This window comes from Tenacibaculum pelagium (assembly GCF_014062345.1).
Lineage (GTDB): Bacteria > Bacteroidota > Bacteroidia > Flavobacteriales > Flavobacteriaceae > Polaribacter > Polaribacter pelagius.
The window spans coordinates 112,222-135,609 of the sequence record NZ_JACGLS010000002.1 but is presented as its reverse complement, the minus strand read 5'-3'; the positions used below and the strand labels follow the sequence as shown (position 1 = coordinate 135,609).

At 30.6% G+C, this 23,388-nt stretch carries 25 protein-coding genes and 1 tRNA gene; 10 read left to right on the top strand and 16 right to left on the bottom strand.

What is annotated here, in order from left to right; all coding sequences use genetic code 11:
- Positions 1 to 83 precede the first annotated feature (83 nt).
- Positions 84 to 587: a 30S ribosomal protein S16 gene (locus tag H3Z83_RS05660; RefSeq protein WP_182124513.1), complete on the top strand. Its 504-nt coding sequence runs from the start codon at positions 84 to 86 to the stop codon at positions 585 to 587.
- Between the two features lie 16 nt (positions 588 to 603).
- A complete protein-coding gene (gene rimM / locus H3Z83_RS05655) occupies positions 604 to 1,131 on the top strand; it encodes a ribosome maturation factor RimM (RefSeq protein ID WP_182124769.1) in 528 nt (175 codons plus the stop codon).
- 2 nt (positions 1,132 to 1,133) lie between these two features.
- On the opposite strand, the gene H3Z83_RS05650 is transcribed toward rimM, so the two are convergent.
- Positions 1,134 to 1,319, bottom strand: coding sequence for a hypothetical protein (locus H3Z83_RS05650; RefSeq protein ID WP_182124512.1), 186 nt, complete (start codon positions 1,317 to 1,319; stop codon positions 1,134 to 1,136).
- Between the two features lie 109 nt (positions 1,320 to 1,428).
- Complete coding sequence (locus tag H3Z83_RS05645; protein ID WP_182124511.1) at positions 1,429 to 1,932, bottom strand: GNAT family N-acetyltransferase; 504 nt, start codon at positions 1,930 to 1,932, stop codon at positions 1,429 to 1,431.
- A gap of 56 nt (positions 1,933 to 1,988) precedes the next feature.
- On the opposite strand from H3Z83_RS05645, the gene H3Z83_RS05640 reads away from it, so the two are divergent.
- A complete protein-coding gene (locus H3Z83_RS05640) occupies positions 1,989 to 2,579 on the top strand; it encodes a PhnA domain-containing protein (RefSeq protein ID WP_182124510.1) in 591 nt (196 codons plus the stop codon).
- A 52-nt stretch (positions 2,580 to 2,631) separates the two neighbouring features.
- Here the strand turns inward: H3Z83_RS05640 and H3Z83_RS05635 are convergent, their stop codons facing one another.
- Positions 2,632 to 3,681, bottom strand: coding sequence for a nucleoid-associated protein (locus H3Z83_RS05635; RefSeq protein ID WP_182124509.1), 1,050 nt, complete (start codon positions 3,679 to 3,681; stop codon positions 2,632 to 2,634).
- A 32-nt stretch (positions 3,682 to 3,713) separates the two neighbouring features.
- Positions 3,714 to 4,313, bottom strand: coding sequence for a ribonuclease HII (locus H3Z83_RS05630; RefSeq protein ID WP_182124508.1), 600 nt, complete (start codon positions 4,311 to 4,313; stop codon positions 3,714 to 3,716).
- Between the two features lie 70 nt (positions 4,314 to 4,383).
- Between H3Z83_RS05630 and H3Z83_RS05625 the strand changes: the two genes are divergently transcribed.
- Entirely contained in the window at positions 4,384 to 6,354 is a 1,971-nt protein-coding gene (locus H3Z83_RS05625) for a putative porin (protein ID WP_182124507.1), read from the top strand.
- 29 nt (positions 6,355 to 6,383) lie between these two features.
- Positions 6,384 to 6,773, top strand: a complete 390-nt coding sequence (locus H3Z83_RS05620) for a hypothetical protein (protein WP_182124506.1) — start codon at positions 6,384 to 6,386, stop codon at positions 6,771 to 6,773.
- Here H3Z83_RS05620 and H3Z83_RS05615 read toward each other — a convergent pair.
- Both H3Z83_RS05615 and nhaC read right to left on the bottom strand, forming a co-directional pair.
- Positions 6,762 to 7,214: a GNAT family N-acetyltransferase gene (locus H3Z83_RS05615; RefSeq protein ID WP_182124505.1), complete on the bottom strand. Its 453-nt coding sequence runs from the start codon at positions 7,212 to 7,214 to the stop codon at positions 6,762 to 6,764. The two genes, H3Z83_RS05620 and H3Z83_RS05615, sit on opposite strands and share 12 nt — an antisense overlap.
- A 35-nt stretch (positions 7,215 to 7,249) precedes the next feature.
- Complete coding sequence (gene nhaC / locus H3Z83_RS05610) at positions 7,250 to 8,716, bottom strand: Na+/H+ antiporter NhaC (protein ID WP_182124504.1); 1,467 nt, start codon at positions 8,714 to 8,716, stop codon at positions 7,250 to 7,252.
- 81 nt (positions 8,717 to 8,797) lie between these two features.
- On the opposite strand from nhaC, the gene H3Z83_RS05605 reads away from it, so the two are divergent.
- Positions 8,798 to 9,820: a metal-dependent hydrolase gene (locus tag H3Z83_RS05605; protein WP_182124503.1), complete on the top strand. Its 1,023-nt coding sequence runs from the start codon at positions 8,798 to 8,800 to the stop codon at positions 9,818 to 9,820.
- A gap of 40 nt (positions 9,821 to 9,860) precedes the next feature.
- Here H3Z83_RS05605 and H3Z83_RS05600 read toward each other — a convergent pair whose 3' ends face one another.
- On the bottom strand, positions 9,861 to 11,078 hold the full coding sequence (locus tag H3Z83_RS05600; protein WP_182124502.1) for an aminotransferase class I/II-fold pyridoxal phosphate-dependent enzyme: 1,218 nt from the start codon (positions 11,076 to 11,078) through the stop codon (positions 9,861 to 9,863).
- A 165-nt stretch (positions 11,079 to 11,243) separates the two neighbouring features.
- Here H3Z83_RS05600 and H3Z83_RS05595 point away from each other — a divergent pair, with 165 nt between their 5' ends.
- Positions 11,244 to 11,702, top strand: a complete 459-nt coding sequence (locus tag H3Z83_RS05595; protein ID WP_182124501.1) for an Lrp/AsnC family transcriptional regulator — start codon at positions 11,244 to 11,246, stop codon at positions 11,700 to 11,702.
- On the opposite strand, the gene H3Z83_RS05590 is transcribed toward H3Z83_RS05595, so the two are convergent.
- From H3Z83_RS05590 to H3Z83_RS05575, 4 genes are all read right to left on the bottom strand, one after another.
- Positions 11,697 to 12,797 (bottom strand): DUF4407 domain-containing protein, encoded by a 1,101-nt coding sequence (locus tag H3Z83_RS05590; RefSeq protein ID WP_182124500.1) that lies wholly within the window; start codon positions 12,795 to 12,797, stop codon positions 11,697 to 11,699. The genes H3Z83_RS05595 and H3Z83_RS05590 overlap by 6 nt on opposite strands.
- 107 nt (positions 12,798 to 12,904) lie before the next feature.
- Entirely contained in the window at positions 12,905 to 15,124 is a 2,220-nt protein-coding gene (locus H3Z83_RS05585) for a M56 family metallopeptidase (RefSeq protein ID WP_182124499.1), read from the bottom strand.
- The gene (locus H3Z83_RS05580; protein ID WP_182124498.1) at positions 15,124 to 15,492 is read right to left on the bottom strand and encodes a BlaI/MecI/CopY family transcriptional regulator; all 369 of its coding nucleotides are present in this window, start codon (positions 15,490 to 15,492) and stop codon (positions 15,124 to 15,126) included. The genes H3Z83_RS05585 and H3Z83_RS05580 overlap by 1 nt, the downstream gene beginning before the upstream one ends.
- A gap of 136 nt (positions 15,493 to 15,628) precedes the next feature.
- The gene (locus H3Z83_RS05575) at positions 15,629 to 17,017 is read right to left on the bottom strand and encodes a dipeptidase (RefSeq protein ID WP_182124497.1); all 1,389 of its coding nucleotides are present in this window, start codon (positions 17,015 to 17,017) and stop codon (positions 15,629 to 15,631) included.
- Positions 17,018 to 17,117: 100 nt separating this feature from the next.
- Here H3Z83_RS05575 and H3Z83_RS05570 point away from each other — a divergent pair.
- Positions 17,118 to 17,199: transfer RNA gene (locus H3Z83_RS05570), tRNA-Leu, on the top strand.
- A 193-nt stretch (positions 17,200 to 17,392) separates the two neighbouring features.
- Positions 17,393 to 18,586, top strand: coding sequence for a hypothetical protein (locus H3Z83_RS05565; protein ID WP_182124496.1), 1,194 nt, complete (start codon positions 17,393 to 17,395; stop codon positions 18,584 to 18,586).
- 94 nt (positions 18,587 to 18,680) lie between these two features.
- On the opposite strand, the gene H3Z83_RS05560 is transcribed toward H3Z83_RS05565, so the two are convergent.
- The 5 genes from H3Z83_RS05560 to H3Z83_RS05540 are packed head-to-tail and all read right to left on the bottom strand — an operon-like array spanning position 18,681 to position 22,382.
- On the bottom strand, positions 18,681 to 19,283 hold the full coding sequence (locus H3Z83_RS05560; protein WP_182124495.1) for a hypothetical protein: 603 nt from the start codon (positions 19,281 to 19,283) through the stop codon (positions 18,681 to 18,683).
- A 12-nt stretch (positions 19,284 to 19,295) separates the two neighbouring features.
- A complete protein-coding gene (locus H3Z83_RS05555; RefSeq protein ID WP_182124494.1) occupies positions 19,296 to 20,102 on the bottom strand; it encodes a DNA/RNA non-specific endonuclease in 807 nt (268 codons plus the stop codon).
- Positions 20,102 to 20,545, bottom strand: coding sequence for an acyl-CoA thioesterase (locus H3Z83_RS05550; protein ID WP_182124493.1), 444 nt, complete (start codon positions 20,543 to 20,545; stop codon positions 20,102 to 20,104). Before H3Z83_RS05550 ends, H3Z83_RS05555 begins: the two co-directional genes overlap by 1 nt.
- 46 nt (positions 20,546 to 20,591) lie before the next feature.
- Positions 20,592 to 21,668 carry an ABC transporter permease gene (locus H3Z83_RS05545; protein WP_182124492.1) on the bottom strand — a complete coding sequence of 359 codons (1,077 nt, stop codon included), beginning with the start codon at positions 21,666 to 21,668 and terminating at the stop codon, positions 20,592 to 20,594.
- A 9-nt stretch (positions 21,669 to 21,677) separates the two neighbouring features.
- Positions 21,678 to 22,382: a queuosine precursor transporter gene (locus H3Z83_RS05540; RefSeq protein WP_182124491.1), complete on the bottom strand. Its 705-nt coding sequence runs from the start codon at positions 22,380 to 22,382 to the stop codon at positions 21,678 to 21,680.
- A 72-nt stretch (positions 22,383 to 22,454) separates the two neighbouring features.
- Between H3Z83_RS05540 and fabD the strand changes: the two genes are divergently transcribed.
- On the top strand, positions 22,455 to 23,342 hold the full coding sequence (fabD, locus tag H3Z83_RS05535) for an ACP S-malonyltransferase (RefSeq protein ID WP_182124490.1): 888 nt from the start codon (positions 22,455 to 22,457) through the stop codon (positions 23,340 to 23,342).
- Positions 23,343 to 23,388: the final 46 nt, after the last annotated feature.

The window sequence follows — 23,388 nt, the reverse complement described above, 5'->3', positions numbered from 1 at the left end:
AGATTTTATACATTTGCGCCCACTTATCACGAGATGGTAAGATTTATTAATAACCAAGGTCGCGTACCTTAAAAATTAAAATTATGCCTGTAAAAATTAGATTACAAAGACACGGTAAAAAAGGAAAGCCATTTTATTGGGTAGTTGCAGCTGACTCTAGATCAAAAAGAGACGGTCGTTACTTAGAAAAAATTGGTACTTACAATCCAAACACTAACCCTGCAACTATCGACTTAAGTGTTGATAAAGCTGTTGTTTGGTTGCAAAATGGAGCTCAACCAACTGATACTGCTAGAAACATTTTATCTTACAAAGGTGCTATGTTGAAGAATCATTTAGCTGGTGGAGTAAAAAAAGGAGCTTTAACTCAAGAGCAAGCAGATGCTAAATTTGCAGCTTGGTTAGAGGAGAAAGCTGGAAAAGTTTCTGGAAAAGTTGATGGTTTAGCAAAAGCACAAGCTGATGCAAAAGCAAAAGCATTAGAAGCTGAAAAAGCTGTTAACGAAGCTCGTATCGCAGCTAACACTCCTGCTGTTGAAGATAGCGAGGATGCTGCTACAGATAACGGATCAGATAGCGAAGAGTAAAAACTGTATTACGATGATGCAAAAAGAAGATTGCTTTTATTTAGGCAGAATCGTTAAAAAACATAGTTTTAAGGGTGAGGTAATTATTAAGTTAGATACTGATGAACCCGATCTTTACGAAAAATTGGAATCAGTTTTTGTCGATTTAGGCAATAATCTGGTTCCTTTTTTTATTGAAAAATCTTCTTTAAGTAAAAGCACGATGTTCCGTGTAAAGTTTGAAGATGTAGATACCGAGCAAGATGCTGATGCAATTATGCGTGCTGGTATATATCTACCTTTAAGCTTATTGCCTAAACTCTCAGGTAAAAAGTTCTATTTTCATGAAGTTATAGGTTTCACAGTTGTTGATACTTCTTTTGGTGAAGTAGGAGAGATTGTAAGTATTAATGATTCTTCTGCACAACCTTTATTTGAAATAGATAGAAACGGAAACGAAGTTTTTATCCCAATGATTGATAACTTTATTCAGAATGTAGATAGAGAAAATAAAATTATTGAAGTTACTACTCCACAAGGTTTAATTGACTTGTATTTGGAGTAAAATTATTTACTCATTCTCACTCTTTTTACATCTGTAGTTTGGTAAGATCTTCCATTAAAATTCTTTTTAATGATTACTTCTTCTAACCAGAAGATAGAGCCACTATGATATAGTGGGAGAAGTAAAAATCTTTGAATTCTTTTCTTACTAGATCTAGTTGTCTTCTTTTTTAATAAGTTAATTTTCATGATAGTTTGGTTAAATGAACTTTATCTTATAAGGGGGTAAATCGAATTTGCAAATATGAATCTTTGTTTTTATATAAAAAAATGAAAGTTGTTAAAAATAAACTAACTTTTAAAATGTGTATTCGTATACATTATCTTTACCATTCCCAAAAATATTTCGCAAGCCAACATAGGTAAATCCTAATTTTTTTAAAAGTTTTTGTGATGCTTTGTTTTCAGGCATAGTAAAAGCAAGTACTTTTTCTTGTTCAAATTTATTTCGAACATATTCAATAATTAGCTTGGTAGCTTCGATTGCATATCCTTTTCCTCTAGCTTCAGGTAAAAATCCATAACCAATATCAATAAATTCTAATTTATCTCTTTGTAAGGCTGTTGACGTTCCAATAGGTTTATTCGTTTCTTTAAAAATTACAGAAAAAAAACCTAAGCCACCTAATTGTAGGTTCTTAAATAATATATCTTTTAAATAAATTTCAGTCTCTTTAATTGATTTTAAATTTTTATCGGAGATGAATTTAATCCAATCAGGGTCGTTGAATAATTCAAAATAAAAAGGAGCATCACTCACTTTTGCTTCTCTAATAATTAGCCTTTTGCTTTCTAAATACATCTGATAAAGATAAAATAAAAATGTACTTTTACACACCTTAATTTAGAGCATAAAAAATGAGTTTATTACAAGAGTTACAAGATAGAAGTGGAAATCAGTGTGAGTTATGTGCGTCAAAAAATGATTTGTCAATATATGAGGTTCCACCGGCTTCTATAGGAGGAGTTGATGGAAGTTTGTTAGCTTGTAATATTTGTGTAGAGCAAATTGAAGATGCAGAAAAAACAGATGCAAATCATTGGCGTTGCTTAAATGATTCTATGTGGAGTGAGTTTAGAGCTGTTAAAATTGTTGCATGGAGAATGTTATCTAGACTTAGAAAAGAAGGATGGCCACAAGATTTGCTTGATATGATGTATTTAGAAGATGAGGATGTACGTTTCGCTAAAGAAAGTGGTGATCATTTAGATGAAAGCGAAAAAATAATTCACAGAGATGCTAATGGAGCTATTTTACAAGCTGGAGATTCTGTGGTGCTAATTAAAGATTTAAAAGTGAAAGGTTCTAGTATGGTAGCTAAACAAGGTACAGCGGTTCGTAGAATTTCTTTGGATCACGAAAATGCAAAATATATTGAAGGTAAAGTTGGACCTACTCAAATTGTAATTATTACTGATTATGTAAAGAAAATGTCAGAAAAAGAATAATAAACTAATAAGCATAAAAAAAGCTGAGTTTAAAACTCAGCTTTTTTTATGCTTATTTTTCAGTGTTATAATATACTTTGTAAAATTTCATTTTTTTATCCTCGTCATAGCCTTGTTCTAAATAATCAGAAGAAGCATCTGGAGCATCTACATCAATTTTAATTTGAATGTTTGTATCCAGCTTAATTTCAGTTTTAAACTTACTTTTTTCTTTTTTTAATACAGCATCAGAAACTTCAAAATTATTACGAATTAATACATCGTTTAATTTTTCGAAATGCTTTTTGTAATCTTCAAACATTCCTTTATGCTTATCTTCTTCAAAAATTTCATCTTTAAATCCATGGTAATCTACACTTTCATGCTCTTTGAAATAATCGACAGTATTTGCTAAAAAGTTACTTTGCTCTTGTTTTCCGAATTCAGGTTTTATAATTTCTTCTGAAAACTCTTTACACATTTCTAAATAATTTTGTGTGTGTAGATTACGATCATCAGCATACTTTACACTTAAAAAGTTTTTGATCCAATATTGTGCATCATATTGATTGTTATCTATTGATAAAACTACAGTGCCTTCTGTGTCAGATGAATTTAAAATTAAACAACCTTTGTCTAATTTTTTTGTAGAAATTCCTTTTTGAACCACAACATCAAAACTATCATCATCTAAATAGGTTTGGAAGAAATCTACTTTGCTTTCAATTTTAAAAACTCCAACAGCTTCGGTTAATACATCTTTATATTCAATGCCTTCAAAGTAAACAACAATAACATCGCCAGTTTTAATATTGGCAGAATTCGATTGTTCGTATAAATGATTTACAATATTTTTAGAGTGTTCGATAAACGTGTTTTCATCTTCAAAAATATCTGAAGTGTATTTATTCATTTCGTTTAAACGAACATCTGCATGATGACTAAATCGATAACTTTGTGTTACGGTGCTAAAGTTTTTTAATAAAAAAGGCATTAATAATTCATAGCTTTCCTCATCAAAACGAACTAAGCTTTCAGAGAAAGCATTTTGCCCGCTATTGTATTTATTAGCAACTTTATGAATAATACATTTACTAATTTCTGCACGCGTTCTTTTAATCATCTTCTAAAAATTGGAAGACAAAAATAGAAAAACTAAAGTTTTAATTTTAACTGTTCGGGAAGTAATTTAAAAGTCTTGCGGTGATACGGTGTAATTCCGAATTCGAGAATAGCCTCTCGATGTTCTTTTGTTGGATATCCTTTGTTTTTTTTCCAATTGTATTGTGGAAATTCTTGATGGATTTTTTCCATATACTCATCACGATACGTTTTAGCTAAAACTGAAGCCGCTGCAATACTCATAAATTTAGCATCACCTTTTACGATGGTTTCGTGAGGTATCTCTTTGTAGGTTTTAAACTTGTTGCCATCAACAATAATAAATTCAGGGGGAGTTGAAAGTTGTTCAATAGAACGATGCATTCCGGTAATAGACGCTTGTAAAACATTTAATTCATCAACTTCTTGATGATGGATAAATGAAACTCCGAATGCTAAGGCATGTTTTTCAATATAGGGGCGTAGCTCTAGACGTTTTTTTTCTGAAATTTGTTTAGAATCATTTAGTAAGTCATGATGAAAATTTTCAGGCAAAATTACAGCTGCAGCCACAACTGGTCCAGATAAACAACCTCTACCAGCTTCGTCAGTTCCCGCCTCTAAAGTAAATCCGCTATGATTTAATTTCAACATGTTACAAATTAACAGTTTTCAAAGAAATTATTCATAATTTTTGTCGTTTTATTATTTTACTTTTGCTTTTATGAAAAATTTTTTTTTATTGTTTTTTTGTTTGATAAGTGCTCAACTGCTATTTTCTCAGGTAAGACCGAGTATTGATAAAGGTTTAGGAGGTAGAGGAGCTTTAGGAAGTTTTAATCAGAACAGAGATTCTTTACCTGATAATGAAATTAAAGTAAAGCTTAGTGGAAAAACAAAATACACAGATTATAAAATTATATCGCATAGAAATGATACAACAATTGTTGATACTACACTTACTTTAAAAAAACATTATAAGTTTAATTTTTTAAGGAAAGATGATTTTGAGTTACTAGCTTTTCATAATCAAGGACAAACCTTTAATAATTTAGGATATAATTTTAGTAATATTTCTCAGTTTCCAAATATAGGTTTCAGAGCGAAACAATTTAATTACTTTAAAATAGAAGATATAGATTATTACCACGTTCCAACTCCAACGACTGAGATTATGTATCGAACTGGGTTAGAGCAAGGTCAGGTTTTAGATGCGTTATTTACAACTAATTTCTCTAAACGACTTAATGTTGGGATCGCATACAAAGGTATTCGTTCGTTAGGAGCTTATAGACGTTCGCTAGCTAGTACAGGTAATTTTAGATTAAGCTTTAGGTATGAAAGTCCAAAAGGGCAATATGCTATCAGGGGACAAGCTGTAAATCAGGATTTTTTTAATGAGGAAAGTGGAGGTTTAACAGATGATTCATTAATTGCATTTATAAATGATGACCCTAATTTTAGTGGAAACAGAGCAAGGTTAGATGTTAATTTAGATGATACAGAAAACACTTTTGAAGGGAAGCGATTGCATTTTGAACATTCATTTAAAGTAATTTCAGTAAAAGATAGTTTGCAACAAAAAGATTTTTCTAATCTAAAAATAGGGCATTCTTTTACGAGAGATTCTAAGTTTTATCGTTTTAATCAATCAAGTCCAACAGAAGCAATTTTTGGAGATGTAAACGTTTCGGGTGCGATAAAAAATCAAGTAAATTATTTGTCATATAATAATCAAGTTTTTTTAGATTTCAATTCTAAATATGTTTTAGGTAGATTCAGAGTAAAATCAGATTATACCACTTATAATTATGGTTACAATAACTTACAAAACAGTTTAGTTGGTATTACTAGGAATAGATTAAAGGGAGATGCTATTTCCTTTGGTGCAGATTGGAATGGTAGAGTTAAAAATTTTCATGTAAACGCATCTGCAAATTTAACCCCAGGTAGCGGAAGGCTTTCAGGGAATAACATCAAAGCTGAAGCTTTTTATAAAAAAGATAGTGTATTTACTTTTAAGACAAGGCTAGGGATTAGTAATAAGTTACCAAATTTCAACTTTTTATTATTTCAAAGTAATTATAATAAATACAATTGGGAAAATGATTTTTCTTCAGTTGGTACTAGAACTCTTGGTGGAGATTTTTCTTCAAAATGGGGAGACGCTTCTGTAGATATTACGAATATTGATAATTACACGTATTTTGATGAAAACAGTTTGCCAAAGCAATATTCAGGTAGTGTTAATTACTTAAAAGCAAAAGTTTCTAAAGAGTTTAAATTTGGTAAGTTCGGGTTGGATAATACGTTAATGTATCAAAAAGTAGCGAATGGAAGTGATGTTTTTAGAGTTCCGGAATTTGTAACAAGAAACACTTTATATTATTCTGATAATTGGTTTAAAGGTAATCCGTTGTTAGTACAAATAGGAGCTACTTTTAAATACTTTAGTAAGTATAAAGCAAATGCTTATAATCCTTTATTAGCAGAGTTTACCTTACAAAATGATACTGAAATAGGGTATCCAACAGTTGACTTATTTTTCAATGGTAGAGTGCGTAGAACACGTATTTATTTTAAAGCGGATAATATAAGCTCATTCTTTTTTAAGAAAGATTATTTTTCAGCACCTGGATATCCATATAGAGATTTTGTAATCCGTTTTGGAGTAGTTTGGAATTGGTTTATTTGATTTTTTATAAATAGAAACATAATTTAAAAATGGATTATATATATTATACTATCTATAATTTTTATTTAAAATTATTTAAAAAACAAGGGTATTATGATAACCCTTTTTTTTATTGTGTAGGAGTAATATCTACTATAGAATCAATGATTGTAAATTCACTATTAAGCTTGTTTTTATATAAAAAAACATGGTATAGTAATCAATATTTAATCATTTCTATTTCCGTTTTAGTTTTTTTATTTGCTTTAAATTGGAGTTTCTTTGATAAAAGAGAAAACAAAGTACTTAAAAATATAGAAAAAAAAGAAGGAAAAGAAAAGAAAAAATGGAGATACATAACAGGAATAATAATGCTTATAGCTGTAATATTATTCTTTGGTACTAGTTATATAGCGAGAGAATATAATTTAGGATATTAAATCTTTCTGCATTAGTGGCAAAAAACGATTTGGAATAGCGCTTTCTTTTTTACCAATACAAATAAACCCTTGACTTTCATAAAAAGGTTGCGCATTAGGATCGGCTAATAAAGTCATACTATTAACGTTTAGTTCGCAAGCTTTTTTTACAGCATGTACTAAAAGTTGTTTTCCAATTTTTTGACCAATATAATCTGGATGCACAAATAGAAACTCCAATTCTATAGTGTTATTTTCAGGTTGATTAAGGATGTAGAATCCACTAATTTTTTCTTCTGAAATGAATGTGTATACCATCATGTCTTCAATCATTTTTGAAGTAACGGTTAAATCTTCTCTCCAGGATTCAATTTGTTCGTGTGAATACTCCCAATAGGCTTTGGAAAGTAAAGCAATATAGGTAAGTTCTTTAATGTCTTTTTTTGAAGCAGAAATAATCATAATAAAAAACCTCTCAATTAAGAGAGGTTTGAAATTTATTTAGTGGTTAATTGTCTAATTTTAATTCTAAAAGCAGCGAATAACAACGTTGTAAACGGACTTAGCCAATTAAATACTGCATATAAAGCATACTCGCCAACACCAACACCTAACACTCCAGATTGGTACGCTCCACAAGTATTCCAAGGAATTAATACAGAGGTTACAGTTCCAGAATCTTCAAGCGTTCTACTTAAATTTTCAGGAGCTAAACCTTTATCCTCATAAGCTTGTTTAAACATTTTACCTGGAATTACCAATGCTAAGTATTGATCGGAAGCAATTACGTTTAATCCTAAACAACTTACAACTGTACTAGTAAATAACCCAAAAACAGAAGTAGCAATTGATAATAAAGCCTTGGTTAATTTAGCTAAGGCTCCAATAGCATCCATAACACCACCAAATACCATAGCGCAAACAATTAAAAAGATGGTCCATAACATTCCATTCATTCCACCAGCACTAAATAATTCAGTTAGTTTTTCATTATCCGTTTGTATTTGAGTATCGGTTAAAACTGAATTGATAATTGATTGAAATCTAGATTCATTTAATGCGTCTAGCACATCTCCTTGAAATATAAAAGCAAAAACAGCGGCTAATACAACACCAGTACCTAAGGCTATTAAAGGTTTTGTTTTTAATAAAATCATAGCTATTACCACTGCTGGTACTATAAATAACATTGGAGATATATGAAACGTGTTTTTAATACTCGTTAATAGGTTACTTACATCTGCACTACCTGTAGTATCAATAGTTCCACTTAAAATTGCAAAGACAATAAGTGTAACAAAAATTGTTGGTACTGTTGTATATGCCATGTATTTTATATGGGTAAATAAATCTGTCCCAGCCATAGCAGGAGCTAAGTTCGTAGTATCAGAAAGCGGAGACATTTTATCTCCAAAATAAGCTCCAGAAATTACAGCACCGGCAATCATACCAGATGGAATTCCTAAAGCACTTCCGATACCAACTAAGGCAATACCTACAGTTGCAGAAGTAGTCCATGAGCTACCAGTTGCGATCGATATAATCGCAGCAATAATAACAGAGGCTGGTAAAAATATTTCAGGACTTAATACTTGTAGACCATAATAAACCATTGCTGGTATAATTCCACTTACTAACCAAGTTCCTGCTAAAGCTCCTACTAGAAATAAAATCATAATAGGAACAAAAACACTTTTCCAATTTTCCCAAACTTCAGCAATCATGGTTTGAATAGAAACCTTGTTGAAAAAACCTACCCCAGCTGCAATTGCACCTCCCATTAATAAAATATATTGATTAGAATAATCTCCTAACCAAGCACCATCAGCATAAAAAATATTATAAGCTAATAGTCCCATCAAAATGATTACAGGAATTAAAGCTTCCCAAAAACTTAATTCTTTATTGTCTATAATTTTTTGGTCTTCTATATTAATTTCAGATAAATTTTTATCGTCTTGCATTGTGTAGTTTTTTTGGAAGTGTAATGTTACGATTTTGCAAAGAATTACACAAGTAGAATCAGTTTAGTACATTTGCCAACTATGGATTCATTAACTCAAATTGTTTTAGGTGCTGCTTGCGGAGAAATTGCACTAGGAAAAAAGATAGGGAACAGGGCACTGTTATTTGGTGCGATAGGAGGAACCATACCCGATTTAGATGTGTTTATTGGTAGTTGGTTGTATGGTAATGAAATTGATGCAATGGCTTTTCATAGAGGTTTTATGCACTCAATTGTTTTTGCAATTTTAGCTCCTTTTCTTTTCGGATGGATAACACACAAACTATATAATACAGGTAAGCGAATAAGAACGACAAACTTAAAAGATTGGATATGGTTGTATTTCTTATCCATTTTCACCCATCCATTATTAGATAGTTTTACTCCTTACGGAACACAATTGTTCTTGCCTTTTTCTGATTATAGAGTTGCTTTTAATAATATTTCCGTTGTAGATCCTTTATACACGTTGCCTTTTTTAGTGTGTTTGATTATTGCGATGTTTTACAATCGAAAAAAAGCAAGAAGAAAGTGGTGGACACATGCTGGAATATTGGTGAGTTCAGCATATATGATATTTACTATTGGGAATAAGATACATGTCGATTCAGTATTTAAAGAATCGTTTGACAAAGCTGATGTTTCATACAATCGTTTTTCAACTCAACCTACTATATTAAATAATATTTTATGGTATGGAATTGCTGAAACCGATGATGATTATAAAGTAGGTTTTTACTCGTTATTAGACTCAAAAGTTGAGGTTGATACCATTTTAAGTATACCTAAAAATAGAAAATTATTAGATGTTAATCATGCTGATATTAAAACATTGACTTGGTTTAGTAACGGCTACTACAACTTAATGTCAATGGATTCGAGTAAGAATGTAAAGTATTTAGATTTGCGTTATCCTTTATTAAATCCTGATGATGTAAATACTTCTGTATTTAGTTTTGAGTTAAAAAAAGAAGGAGATCGTTGGGATATGGTTCCTTTTAATGGAGCTCCGCCATCTAAGGAAGATTTTAAAAAATTTAAAGAAAGGATTTACGGTAAATAAAAAGTCCCGCAAAATGCGGGACTTTTTTATGTCTCAGTTCTTAAGCTAGAACCTCTTCTTTTAAAACTCCTATTTCTAACATACAAGCCTTCATCATTTCATAAGTACGCTCTATGTCGTTATCTAATCCAATAGAAAAACGAATTAGTCCATCGGTTAATCCCATTTCAACTTGTTCTTCCTCTGGTATTTCTGATGAAGTTGAAGTTCCAGGTGCAGAGAATAATGTTTTGTAGAATCCTAAACTTACAGCTAAATAACCTAAGTTACGTTCTTGCATTAATTCCATTAAAGCATTCGCTTTTTCTAAAGAGCCCGCGTCAATAGTTAACATTCCTCCAAAACCATATTCTTCATTCATCATCGATTTAAAAATCTCGTGTGATGGATGCGATTTTAATCCAGGATATACAGTTTTTAATCCATCAGCTTCAAACTTTTCAGCTAAATAAGTAGCATTTTTACTATGCTGTTTCATACGGATATGAAGCGTTCTCATATTCTTTAAAATTGAAGAAGAACGTAAAGAATCCATAGAAGAACCTAATAGCATACTTGCACCATCGATCACACTTTTTTGTGAGTTGATAAAATCTGTACTCGCACAAACTACACCACCCATAGTGTCAGATGATCCATTGATGAATTTTGTTAAACTATGAATAACAACATCGGCACCTAATTGTGCAGGAGAAATAGATAGCGGTGAAAATGTATTATCAACCACTAATTGTAAATTGTATTTTTTAGCTAAAGCAGATAAACCTTTTATATCTGCAACTTCTAAAAGAGGATTACTTACGGTTTCGCAGTAAATCATTTTAGTGTTTTCATTTATAGCTGCTTCAACAATATCTAATTTTGTGATGTTTACAAAAGAAGTTTCAATTCCCATTCTCGGAGTAAAATTCTTTAAGAAAGCATAGGTTCCTCCGTAAATCGTTCTACTTGATACAATATGATCTCCTGTACCACAGATTTGTAAAATAGTAGGAGTAATTGCTCCCATGCCAGAACCAGCTACATTTGCAGTTTCGGTACCTTCCATAGCAGCCAAAGCTTCTCCTAGATATAAATTTGAAGGAGAGGTATGACGAGAGTATAAATAGCACCCGTCTGTATTACCTTCAAAAGTATCAAACATTGTTTTTGCTTTCATGAAAGTATAAGTGGATGAATCAGAAATTGAAGGGTTAACACCACCAAATTCTCCAAAATATTGTAAGTCTTGAATATTGTTAGCTGGTTTAAAATCCATAATAGTAATTTTTAGTTGTTTAATTGACTGTAAATTACTTTTATATGTGATTTTAAATCAAGTCAAATGGTTTAAATTGGATTATTTTTCTTTATTTTTATGTTTTGATAGTTTTAAAAACAAGTTTTTCGAATTGAAATTCAATAAAAACTGTAAAATTTTCAGATGAGATTAGATGGTATAGATAAAAAACTGCTAGAATTACTTCAAAAAGATAGTAAGCAAACAACAAAACAGCTGTCTTTACAGTTAGATTTGTCTGTTACTGCGGTATATGAACGTATTAAAAAACTTGAAAGAGAGCAAGTGATTAAACAATACGTAGCGCTGGTGAATAAAAATAAAATAGGTAAATCGTTCTTGGTGTTTTGTCACATTAGATTAGAAAAGCATACTAAAGAATATATTACTGTTTTTGAAAGAGAAATTAACAAGTTAGATGAAGTAACTGAGTGTTTTCATGTGAGTGGCGATTACGATTATATTTTGAAAATATACGTAAAGGATATGGATGAGTATCGTGAGTTTATGGTAAATAAACTAACAGCTTTGAAGCATATAGGAAATACCCATAGTACATTTACTATTGGAGAGGTGAAAAATTCGAATGCTATTGCGTTATAAAATCTCTTGTTGATTTTTATAAAAAGAATCAGCTTGAAGTTTCATTAAATTACGAGCCATTTTTTGTTTGTAATTATACAATTCTTCTTCAGTTTTTAAATCAGCATATACCTTTTCATTAAGATCAATATCAGTTTTTAAAATAGCATTTCGTTGATGTACTTGCTGTTGAATCCATGTTTTTACAATTGATTCTTCATTTTCTAATTTAAAATCATACTCTCCTTTAGAGCTGATAAGTTTTGTAAAAATTGGAGCGGTTTCTATTGCTAAAAATAATAAGAAAATAAATAAAGAAGGCAACCAAGGGAGTTTATTTAAGGCGTTAATACGCGCCATTAAACCATCAAAATTTGAAATTATTGGTTGTGTTTTACTCTCTGTATCTTTTTGTTGTTGAACTAAGTTGGTAATAGTAGCTTCTTTGGCTTTTATTTTTTCGTTATTATCAGTTTTTAACTGACTTAATTCTTTTAAAGCAGCATCGTGCTTTTCACGTTTTTCTTTGTAGACAGGACCTTTTCCTAGTAGTTTAGTTCCTTTTCTGCCTTCAGCCTCTGCAATATAGGTTTCATAAAGATTATTTACTTCATTTTCTTTTGCAGCTACTTCATCTTTTAAAGCACTAACTTCTGCTTCAATATTTGTTATTTCAGGAGTAAATTGCTGAGCTATTTGTGTCTTGTTATCCAAAGTCATTAGGTTTTTTTCAGTTAACAAAACTTGATTAATTTCTTTCTCGAAAATCTTTAATTCTAAAGGTTTAGAAATTACAACTGCGATAATCATAGCCAATAATAGCCTTGGAATAACTTGTAAAACTTCTTGACGTTTAGAATCTCTTTTTTTAAAAGTAGAAACAATAAATCGATCTAAATTAAAAATCAACAATCCCCAAAGAATTCCGAAAAAAATAGCAGTGTAAATATTGCCAAAAACTGTAAATAGTGCATAGCTACAAGCTATGGTTGCCATTAGAGCAGTAAAAAAAACAGTAGCGCCAATTCCAGCATATTTATTTTGCTCTCCGTTAGAGCATTTTTTAATTAAATTTTGATCCACACCAGCGCATAGAAGGAAAAAATCTTTGATCATGTATATAAGCTTATACAATAAGAACGAGTGTTTTTATATAATGTTACAAAAAAGCCTCACATTGTGAGGCTTTTAACATAATTCTTTAATACAGTATAAACTAATTTTTACTTTACAAAGTCTTTAGAAGTAAACTTAATCACTTTATTCCCATTCTTTTCTTGAGTTAAAACATTTATTCTTTTTCGATTTTTAAGTAAATCTAGAACTTTTTCATGACTAACTTTTTTGTTATTAAAATAATAGGTAGCACTTGGATATTTAAATACCAGCTCTTTTGCACTCATTGGTGGAGGTGGTGGCGGATAACTTGGGAACTTCTTTGAATCTGATTTAGGTGGTGGTGGAATATTAGACATTTTCCCTTTTTTTACCTCAAGAAAATTAGCTTTAGGTGGAGGTGGTGGGAGATTCGTGTTTTTGAATCGAGTTACTACTTTATTGTCTTTATATACTTTAGTTATATTTTGACCAGGTATAACTTTGTCTGAAGCAGTTTGATTTGGGTTGATAACTTTTCCTTGTTTTGTAACAACTTGCCCATATTTATTATAAAAAGTGAATTCCTTTCCTTTCTGTACATAGTAAAGTTTTTGCCCGTTACTTTCATAAAAACCAGTTTTAGGAGGTGGTGGAGCTAAAACTTTTGTTTTAGATTTTGGAGGAGGTGGAGGTAAGTGTTTTCTTCTTTTGTCAATATGTTTTTTAGTATTTAATTGATATTGATATTCTTGCGGGAAACGTTTGCTCCTAGCATTTTTGTGCACAAAACTTCCCATGTAATTATAAAAATCGGAAGGTTTATAATTATTTAAAACATTATTATTTATTACTTTTCCATCAATCCAAACCGCGTATTTTTTTGAGTTTTTTAACTTGTCAAGTAAATTCTTAGTTACGGTTTTCTTTACCAAGCCAACTGGTGGTGGAGGTGGTGGAATCATTTTCTTCTCCTCATCTGTTAATTCTGATATTTTTTTCGAGATGACCTTACCATTTTTATCAGTATACATAAATGTACCTTTATGGAGATTTATAACTCTTCTATGTTTAGGGATAGAGTCTATATTTGAAGTTTTTAAAGAAGTTTCATCATCAAGAATATAAGATTGAGCATTAAATAATAATATTTTATTAAGATGTTCTTTACCTATTTTTCTTTGAATATTTTTAATTGTAGACATTAATATCTTTCCATTAATATCTATTTTTAAATCAGACTTACCCCCTTCAGTTTCTTTTATAAATTCTTTTTTTAGATCTTTTAATTCAATTAAGCGGTTGTTTAAATAGAATAAATTCTTTTTTATGTCTATTTTTAAAATAGGAGTTTGATTAATTAAACTTAATTTTAATGAGTTTACATCTTTTAATTTTTCTTTAATGTCTTTTAAAACCTCTTCAGGTTTTTCTTCATTTTTTTGTTTGTCAATAACCTCAGAGTCAATAAATTTAATTTCTGAATTTTCTGCTTCAACTCTTTCAGCAAAAAGGAAAGTGAATCCCGCTAATACTGGTATTACAGCCAGTTTTTTAAACAAGATTTTTGTTCGAGAACTTTGCTTTGTTATCATAAGTAATCTTTTTTTAGTTAATAAATAATTCAAATTACTGGCCAAGTAATATTCGTTGTTCCAAGCAACTCTGTTTAATAATAAATATTGATACTCAGAAGTGTTTTTGTGTTTGGTAATTACATTACTATCAGCTAAAAATTCATGATTTAATTTAATAGCTTTTTTAAGTAATATGTATGTAGGGTTTATCCAAAAAACAATTTGTAATACTTCAATTAAAAGTATGTCAAAAGTGTGCTTTTGGAGAGCGTGTGTTAATTCGTGTGTGTAAAGTTCTGTTTCAATTTTGTTAGAATAATATTCTTCTTTATTGATAAAAATATAGTTCCAAAAAGTATGTGGACTTATTAAGTCGTCTACTAAAACTAAAATTACTTTTCCCTTTTTTATTTTTTTATGCTGTTTTGTTTTAAGATATATAGCAACTAAGTTTTTTATAAATCTAATTGTTAGAATAAGCGATATTGTTAGATACACAAAAAGAGCATATTGCATATAGTTTGTTTCCTGTACAGGTTCTGTAATTTCTGTAGGAATAGGGTAATCTAGCACTAAAGGTTGAGTGTTTTCAACGATTGTTTGTGCTACTTCAATATATATCTTATATAACGGAGCAATAAAAGAAAATAGAATGCTGCCTAATAAATAGAAACGATTAAATTGATGCATTTTTTCACGCTCTAAAACCAGATGGTAAAAAGCTAATAGCAATGCTAAACAGATAAAAGATTTTAAAAAATAAACAATCATTACTGTTGTTTTTTAATTTGACTATCAATAATTTTTTTTAGTTCTTCTAATTCAGAAACTGATAAATCTGTTTTTTCAGTAAAAAATGAAGCGAACTGGCTAGCTGAATTATTAAAGAAGTTTTTTATCAATCCGTTTACGTGTTTAGAGAAGTAATCGGTTTTTTTAACGACTGGATAATACTCTCTTGATTTTCCAAATAATTTATAATTTACAAAACCTTTATCGTTCATTCTTTTAAGTAATGTTGCTACAGTTGTTGTTGCTGGCTTAGGTTCTGGAAATTCGGCTAATATATCTTTCATGAAACCTTTTTTAAGTTTCCATAAATATTGCATTACTTGTTCTTCGGTTTTTGATAATTGCATCTCTACATAATTAGAATTAGCTCTACAAATGTAGAGATAAAAAACATATTCTACAAGTGTAGAGTAGGTTTTTGATGTAAAAAAATAGCCTTGAATAAGTTTTCAAGGCTATTTTACTAGTGTTGTAGCGTGTGAATTATTTTGATAATTCAGTAAAATGTTTGTAAAAATGAGGAATGGTTTCTATTCCTTTTAAATAATTCCATACCCCAAAATGCTCATTTGGTGAATGAATAGCATCAGAATTTAATCCGAATCCCATTAAAATAGTTTTACTTTTCAATTCTTGTTCAAATAAAGCTACGATAGGAATACTACCTCCGCTTCTTTGTGGAATTGGAGTAACTCCAAATGTTTCTTGATATGCTTTGCTAGCTGCTTGGTAACCAATACTATCAATAGGGGTTACGTAACCTTGCCCGCCATGGTGAGGTTTTACAACTACTTTTACCGATTTTGGTGCAATGCTTTCAAAATGTTTTTTAAACAATTCGGTTATTTCTTCCCATTCTTGCCCAGGTACTAAACGCATAGATATTTTGGCATATGCTTTAGAGGCAATAACAGTCTTAGCGCCTTCGCCAGTGTAACCTCCCCAAATACCATTAACATCTAATGTAGGGCGAATAGAGTTGCGTTCGTTTGTTGTGTATCCTGTTTCTCCATGTACATCTTCTATATCTAAAGCAGCTTTATATTCTTCTAAAGAAAAAGGAGCTTTTGCCATTTCATTACGTTCTTCACGAGATAAATTTTCTACTTTATCGTAAAAACCAGGAATGGTAATATGATTGTTTTCGTCATGTAGAGAAGCAATCATTTGTGTTAAAATATTAATAGGATTTGCAACAGCACCACCATATAAACCAGAGTGTAAATCTCTGTTAGGTCCGGTAACTTCTACTTCAACATAACTTAAACCACGTAAACCCGTAGTAATAGATGGTATGTCGTTTGCAATCATCCCTGTATCAGAAATTAAAATCACGTCATTAGCTAATTTCTCTTTATTTCTTGGCACAAACCAAGCTAAACTTTCCGAACCAACTTCTTCTTCACCTTCGATCATAAACTTAACATTACAAGGCAAGTTTCCTGTAGAAGTCATGTACTCTAGCGCTTTAACATGCATGTACATTTGTCCTTTGTCATCACAAGCTCCACGAGCAAAAATTGCTCCTTCAGGATGAATATCAGTCTTTTTAATTACGGGTTCAAATGCAGGTGAATCCCATAATTCAATTGGATCTGCAGGTTGTACATCGTAATGACCATATACTAAAATCGTTGGTAAATTTAGATCGATTATTTTTTCACCATATACAATTGGATAACCAGGAGTTTCACAAATTTCTACTTTGTCGCACCCTGCTTTTTCTAAGCTTTCTTTTACAGCATCAGCTGTGTTTAATACATCTTGATTATATGCTGGATCAGCACTTACTGAAGGGATTTTTAATAGCTCGATAAGCTCATTAATAAACCTATCTTTATGTTGAGAAATATATTCTTTTACGTTTTGCATGTGTTGTAAATTAGTGAGCTTCAAAAATAATAAAAATATTATGCATGTTCTTTGTAGTTTACAAGTATTGTTTATATTTGCATCCACAAATTCAAAGAATGCGGGCGTGGTGGAATTGGTAGACACGCTAGACTTAGGATCTAGTGCCGTGAGGTGTGAGAGTTCGAGTCTCTCCGCCCGTACAAAAAAGCTCAACTATATAGTTGAGCTTTTTTATTATTAAAACTTTCATTTCTCTTAATTATTACAAAATTTTATTACGTACTGACAATACAATTTTAACTCTTGAATTTGGGGATTTGTAATTTTTGGCACGTTACTTGGTTCTATTTAGTTGTATATCAAAATAATGATAGACATTTAAAATTAGATCGTATGAAAAATTTTGTTTTATTACTTACCGGACTTTTATTAACATCATTTACGATTAATGCATCAGATTTAAGTACTAGCACAAATACAATTGAAAACGTAAGGTATTATAACTATGGTAAATCGTTTATTTTTAATGAAGGAGGAGTTGAATTTGCTGTGTATCCAGATGGGCAATTCGATTTCTATTTAAATGGTTCTAGAAATGGAGTAAATGTTAATTTTAACGCTCCTGGGGTAAATATAAGTTTTAATTCAGGGTTTAATTATGATCCGTTTGTACAGTATGACGATTATGGAGCGGTAGTACAAATTGAAGACATTCCAGTTTTTTACGACCATTATGGAAGAATTGTACAGGCAGGAGATGTATTTATTAGATACAACCGTTGGGGACGTGTGTCTAGAGTAGGAGGATTATTTGTGCACTATAATAGTTATGGTAATTTCTTAAACTTTACAGGATATATTAATAGTTTTAACAGGTATTACGTATATAGACCATACCATAGATATTTTGCGGTACCCGTAGTAGATAGATGTGTGGTTTGGAATAGTCCTTATAGAAGATTCTATTCTCCAAATAGATATTCGTATACAGTATACAGAGACAATTATTATGATGGATATTATGGTAGATCGTATAGAAATCGTAATTATTATAGACCAGGAAATAGTGTAAGAAACTTTAACAGAGGAAGAAGAGTTGCTAGTGCAAGAAGTGTAAAGTTTAGATCAAAAGATCATAGAAGAACTATGTATCAAAAAAATGATCGTAACTATCGTAAAAATAATAGAGGGAACTCAAGAGTCGCAAATAATAATAGAGGTTATAAGGTTAATGAATCTCGAGTAATAGCAAGAAATTCAAGAAAGATTTCTAGAGAAAGAGGGATTAATAGTTCTATCTCAAGAAAAAGAACAGCTAGTGATAGAAATAGAAATGTTATATCGAAAAGATCTAATAGAGAAACATCAAAAAAATATAATAGACCAACTAGAAGTACTCAAACTAAAAATACCTCAAGAGGGTATTCTAGGAATCGTACAGCTAGTTCAACAAAAAGATCTCAAAATAGTAGGTATAAAAGTAAAGGTAATTCGTCAAGGTCTATAGCAAAAGTGAGTAGAAATAAAAATTATTCTAAGTCAAAAGGGAATAGTTCAAGATCTAGAGAAGTTAGAAGTAGACGATAAGAATAAAAGATATAGTAAGTAATAAAAACCACATTGTAAAAATGTGGTTTTTCTATGCTGTAATTTTTGAGAAGTTTGTTCATTAATGACAAACTTAATTTGATTTACATTTATCGTAATCGTTTATTATTTGAATTAAACTTTCATAATTATTTTTATAAATCTTTTTTTTGTAATTCTTTTTTATTTGAGGACAATCGTTAAATACTCTCAAAATTCTTGAAGGCATTTTTTTTGTTTTATTTTTAAACATAAAACCTAACATTTTAGCTTTTTCTTCATTCTTTTTATGAAAACCAAAAATCTCAGTATATAAGGGGTTTCTGTAGAGCGTCATTAAGTTGGATTCATAAACTTTTAATAATATATATTTTTTAAAAACACCTTTTGTTTTAATAGAGTGGAACACAGTTTTCTTTGAGTTTTTTACCATCTCAACCTTCTCAAAATCCATCATTGAAATGAGCTTGAAATTTTTAATATATTCTTTTTCAGGAATAGAGTCAGTAAATCGAATCCCGTAAAAACCGGTTTGAAAAAATGTTCCATAACCACTAGCAATACTATCATTTTTAAAAAATATTTTACAGGAATGAAATTCTTTTTTATTAATTTTTTTAGGGTGAACAACTTGGTACATTTGAGCACTTATAGAAGTCGTTATAAAGATTATCGTTATTACTAATGCTTTTTTCATGTTTAATATTTTTTATCTAAAACTCCAATTCTTATAACTAGTAGAACTCTCTAATTTTGTTTCAATAGTATCGGGTAAATCAGGAAAAAAATCAATCCCAGTTTTTTGTTCAATATCGTCAATTGAAACTACAAAATAATAAAGGGGTTTATTGCTTTCTTTATGTGGAACTAAAAAAGCAATTGCTTTTATTTCAGGTTGCGTATAGTCTAATAAAATTTTATAAAAATACTTAGGTACTGAAACCTTGTCTCGACCAATGGTTTTTAAGTTCGGTTCTAAAATACCGCCAGTAACTACATACAAATGATTGTATTTCTTAGCCCAATAACGAGTTTTTTGCTCTAATTTATTCCAAATCCCAGCATTGAAATCGTGTTTTTGAGGTGATATATTAGACGTATAAAAAGTTTCGTCGTGTGCTTTTTTAGAATAACGTTTATCACCAGCAGGACATAAATGTCCTTTATCATAACCCGAATTTTTATAATTTCTCCAATCAGCAGATTTTGTTTTTACTTTTGGATCACTAATAAAAAAAGGACGTTTGTGCTTCGTATAAATAATATCATTTTTATCTAATGTATAAGCAACCCACTCAGCTTGCTCGTGTTGTTCGTTATATGATAGTTGATATCCATTGTGTTTAACAACAGCCCCAGTAGTTGAAGTTGGTAAATAATTAAAACTTTCAGGATTATTAGTATGTTTAATAGGTACTTGAGAAGAAATTTCTGCATTTTCTTTTCGTTGCAGCCACCATCCAGCGATTAAAACTATAATGGTAATAACAAGTTTTATTTTTTTGGAAGTACTCATTAGCTTTTTAGTAGAATCTCTTTAAAGTCTTCAGTTTTTTCAACTTCATTAAAGATTGTCTGAAATTTAGTTGGAGGAGTGGTTAATTTACGTTTTTCTAAATCTAACCAAGCTCCATAAACTGTGATAATTGCAGATAATTTTCCTGCTTCATTAAAAATTTCATGTTGAATTTTCCAGCGTTCACCTTTACTAGATAGTCCAATAACTTTAAGGTTTACAGAAATATCTGTTCCCATGTGAATTTCGCGTAAAAACTTGGTGTTTTCTTCAAATAGAATCGGTCCTGTTTTTTCTTTGGTAAAATCTTGGATAGTGATATCATGTTCTTTAAAAAAACGCAACCTTACTTCAGCGGCATAATCGTTATATGCAGTATGACGCATATGTATATTGGCATCAAAATCAGACCATCTTGTTTTAAATTGTACGCTAAAATTCATTTATATATTTTTTAAAAACGAAAGTACAAAATTATAACGGCTGAGATTAAGATTTTACATCTAAAGCATCACGTAATGTGTTTCCAATAAGCATAAAAGCCATTACCAAACTCATAATTGCCAATCCAGGAATTAAAGCTAAAAAAGGTTTGCCAAGAATAATATAGTTATAATGATTTTTAATCATGGCACCCCAAGAAGGAGTAGGAGGTTGTGCCCCGATGCCTAAAAAACTCAATCCGCTTTCAATTAAAATAGCAGCGGCAAAATTAGCCGCAGAAATAACGATGATAGGCGCTAAAATATTCGGTAAAATATGTTTAAATATAATTCTGAAATCAGAGAAACCTAATGCTTTTACGGCTTCAACATATTGTTGTTGTTTCGTGGTGATTACTTGCCCTCGAACAACACGGGCAACTTCTACCCACATGGTCAAACCAACAGCAATAAATACTTGCCAAAAGCCTTTACCCAAAGCCAATGTAATTGCAATAACTAATAGTAAAGTTGGTATTGACCAAGTGATGTTGATGATCCACATAATAAAGTTGTCAATTTTTCCTCCAAAATAACCCGCAATTGCTCCAATAGGAATTCCAATTAATAAAGAGATAAAAACAGCAATAAAGCCAATAAAAAAAGAGATTCTAGCTCCAATTAATAGTCTACTTAATAAATCGCGACCATATTTATCGGTTCCGAATAAAAAAGTTCGGTTTTGAATAAATTCTTCAGGTTGATTATTAAATAATGAGAGTGAATAGTTTTTAGGTAATCCATCAGAATACTTAATTACTTCTAATTGATTGTTATTTATTGAATAGGATTTTATAGGAATTTCATAACTTGAATTTTGTTTTCCATCCATAAAAATTGAAAACCAAGATTGTGCTGTTTTTTCTTCAGAAGGAATCGATAATATTTGAACTGAAAACCCAGGCGCTTTTGAATGAATTTCTAAGTGCATTTGGTTGGCAGCGTTGCTATTGTCTGGAGCTAAAACGTAACAAAAAACAGCTATTAACCCACAAAGAATAATGTAGCTAAAACTAAGCATACCAATTTTACTTTGCTTAAATTTTTGGATAGCAATTTGCCAAAGAGAATTAGAATTCTTCATAAATCGAAATTAGATATTGCGAATCTCTTCACCAACTTTTAAATTGAATTTTTTTCTGAATAAAAACACAATTAAATATAAAATAGGAGTGTCTATGGCTGCAATCATCATTTTAAAAAGTACTCCACTAATTAATAAACCCCAAAATAAATTCCATTGTATAATTCCAAAATAGCATAACAAAACTAATACGGTTAATGTATCAACTATTTGCGAGGTGAATGTCGAAAAATTATTACGTAGCCATAAATGTTTTCCTTTGGTAAAGTTTTTCCAAAAATGGTAGACTCTAATATCAATAAATTGAGCAGCTAAATAAGCCAACATTGATGCTAATACAGCTAATGGAGCAGCGCCAAAAACATTAATAAAAGTTGTGTTATCTATTGTAGACCATGAGGTAGCAGGAACATTTTTTGAAACATAAATAATTCCTAAAGAAAAGAAAGATGCAAAAATACCTGCGATTACAACTTGATTCGCTTTTTTCTTTCCGTAGATTTCAGATAAAATATCGGTAATTAAAAAAGTGATTGGATATGGTAAAAGACCTACTGAAATTTCGAAAAGCTTAACGTCAAAAATTTCTATGTTGAATGGGTACCAATAAAAAAACTTCTGAAAAATTAAGTTAGAAGTTACTAAAGAGGCAATAAATAAAGCGGCTAAAATTAAATAAATTAACTGTGCTTGGTTTTTCAGTTTCTCAGTCATAGAACGAAGTTACTAATTAATAATGATTTTAAAAATGTGTATGTTTGCAGCATAAAACAAACAACAAATAAAATGAAAGCATATATTTTTCCAGGTCAAGGAGCACAGTTTACAGGAATGGGATTAGATTTATATGAAAAATCGCCATTAGCTCAAGAGCTTTTTGAAAAGGCTAACGATATATTAGGTTTTAGTATTACTGATGTAATGTTTGAAGGTACTGCTGAAGAGTTAAAAGAAACAAAAGTTACGCAACCTGCCATTTTTTTACATTCTGTAATTTTAGCAAAAGTGTTAGGTGATGATTTTAAACCAGAAATGGTTGCAGGACATTCGTTAGGAGAATTATCTGCATTAGTAGCTAACGGAGTTTTATCTTTTGAAGATGGATTGACCTTAGTATCTAAACGTGCTTTAGCAATGCAAAAAGCTTGTGAAATACAGAAGTCAACTATGGCAGCTGTTTTAGGACTAGAGGATAAAGTAGTTGAAGACACTTGTGCTGAGATTGATGGAGTTGTAGTTGCAGCAAATTATAATTGCCCAGGTCAATTAGTAATTTCTGGTGAAGTTGAAGCTGTAGAAAAAGCTTGTGAAGTATTAACAGAAAAAGGAGCACGTAGAGCATTAGTTTTACCTGTAGGAGGAGCATTTCATTCACCAATGATGGAGCCAGCTCGTGAAGAATTAGCGAAAGCGATTGAAGAAACTACTTTTAGTGAACCTACTTGTCCAGTATATCAAAATGTAACAGCAAGTGCAGTTACAAATCCAGAAGAGATTAAGAAGAATTTAATGAAGCAATTAACGGCACCTGTTAAATGGACACAATGTATCCAAGCAATGATTGCAGATGGAGGAACTGAGTTTATTGAAGTTGGTCCAGGTAAAGTATTACAAGGTTTAATGCGTAAGATTGATAGAAGTGTTACAGCTAGTGGAGCAAGTATAGAAGCTTAAGAAGTTATAAAGTAAATAAAAAAAGCGAACTCAAATTGAGTTCGCT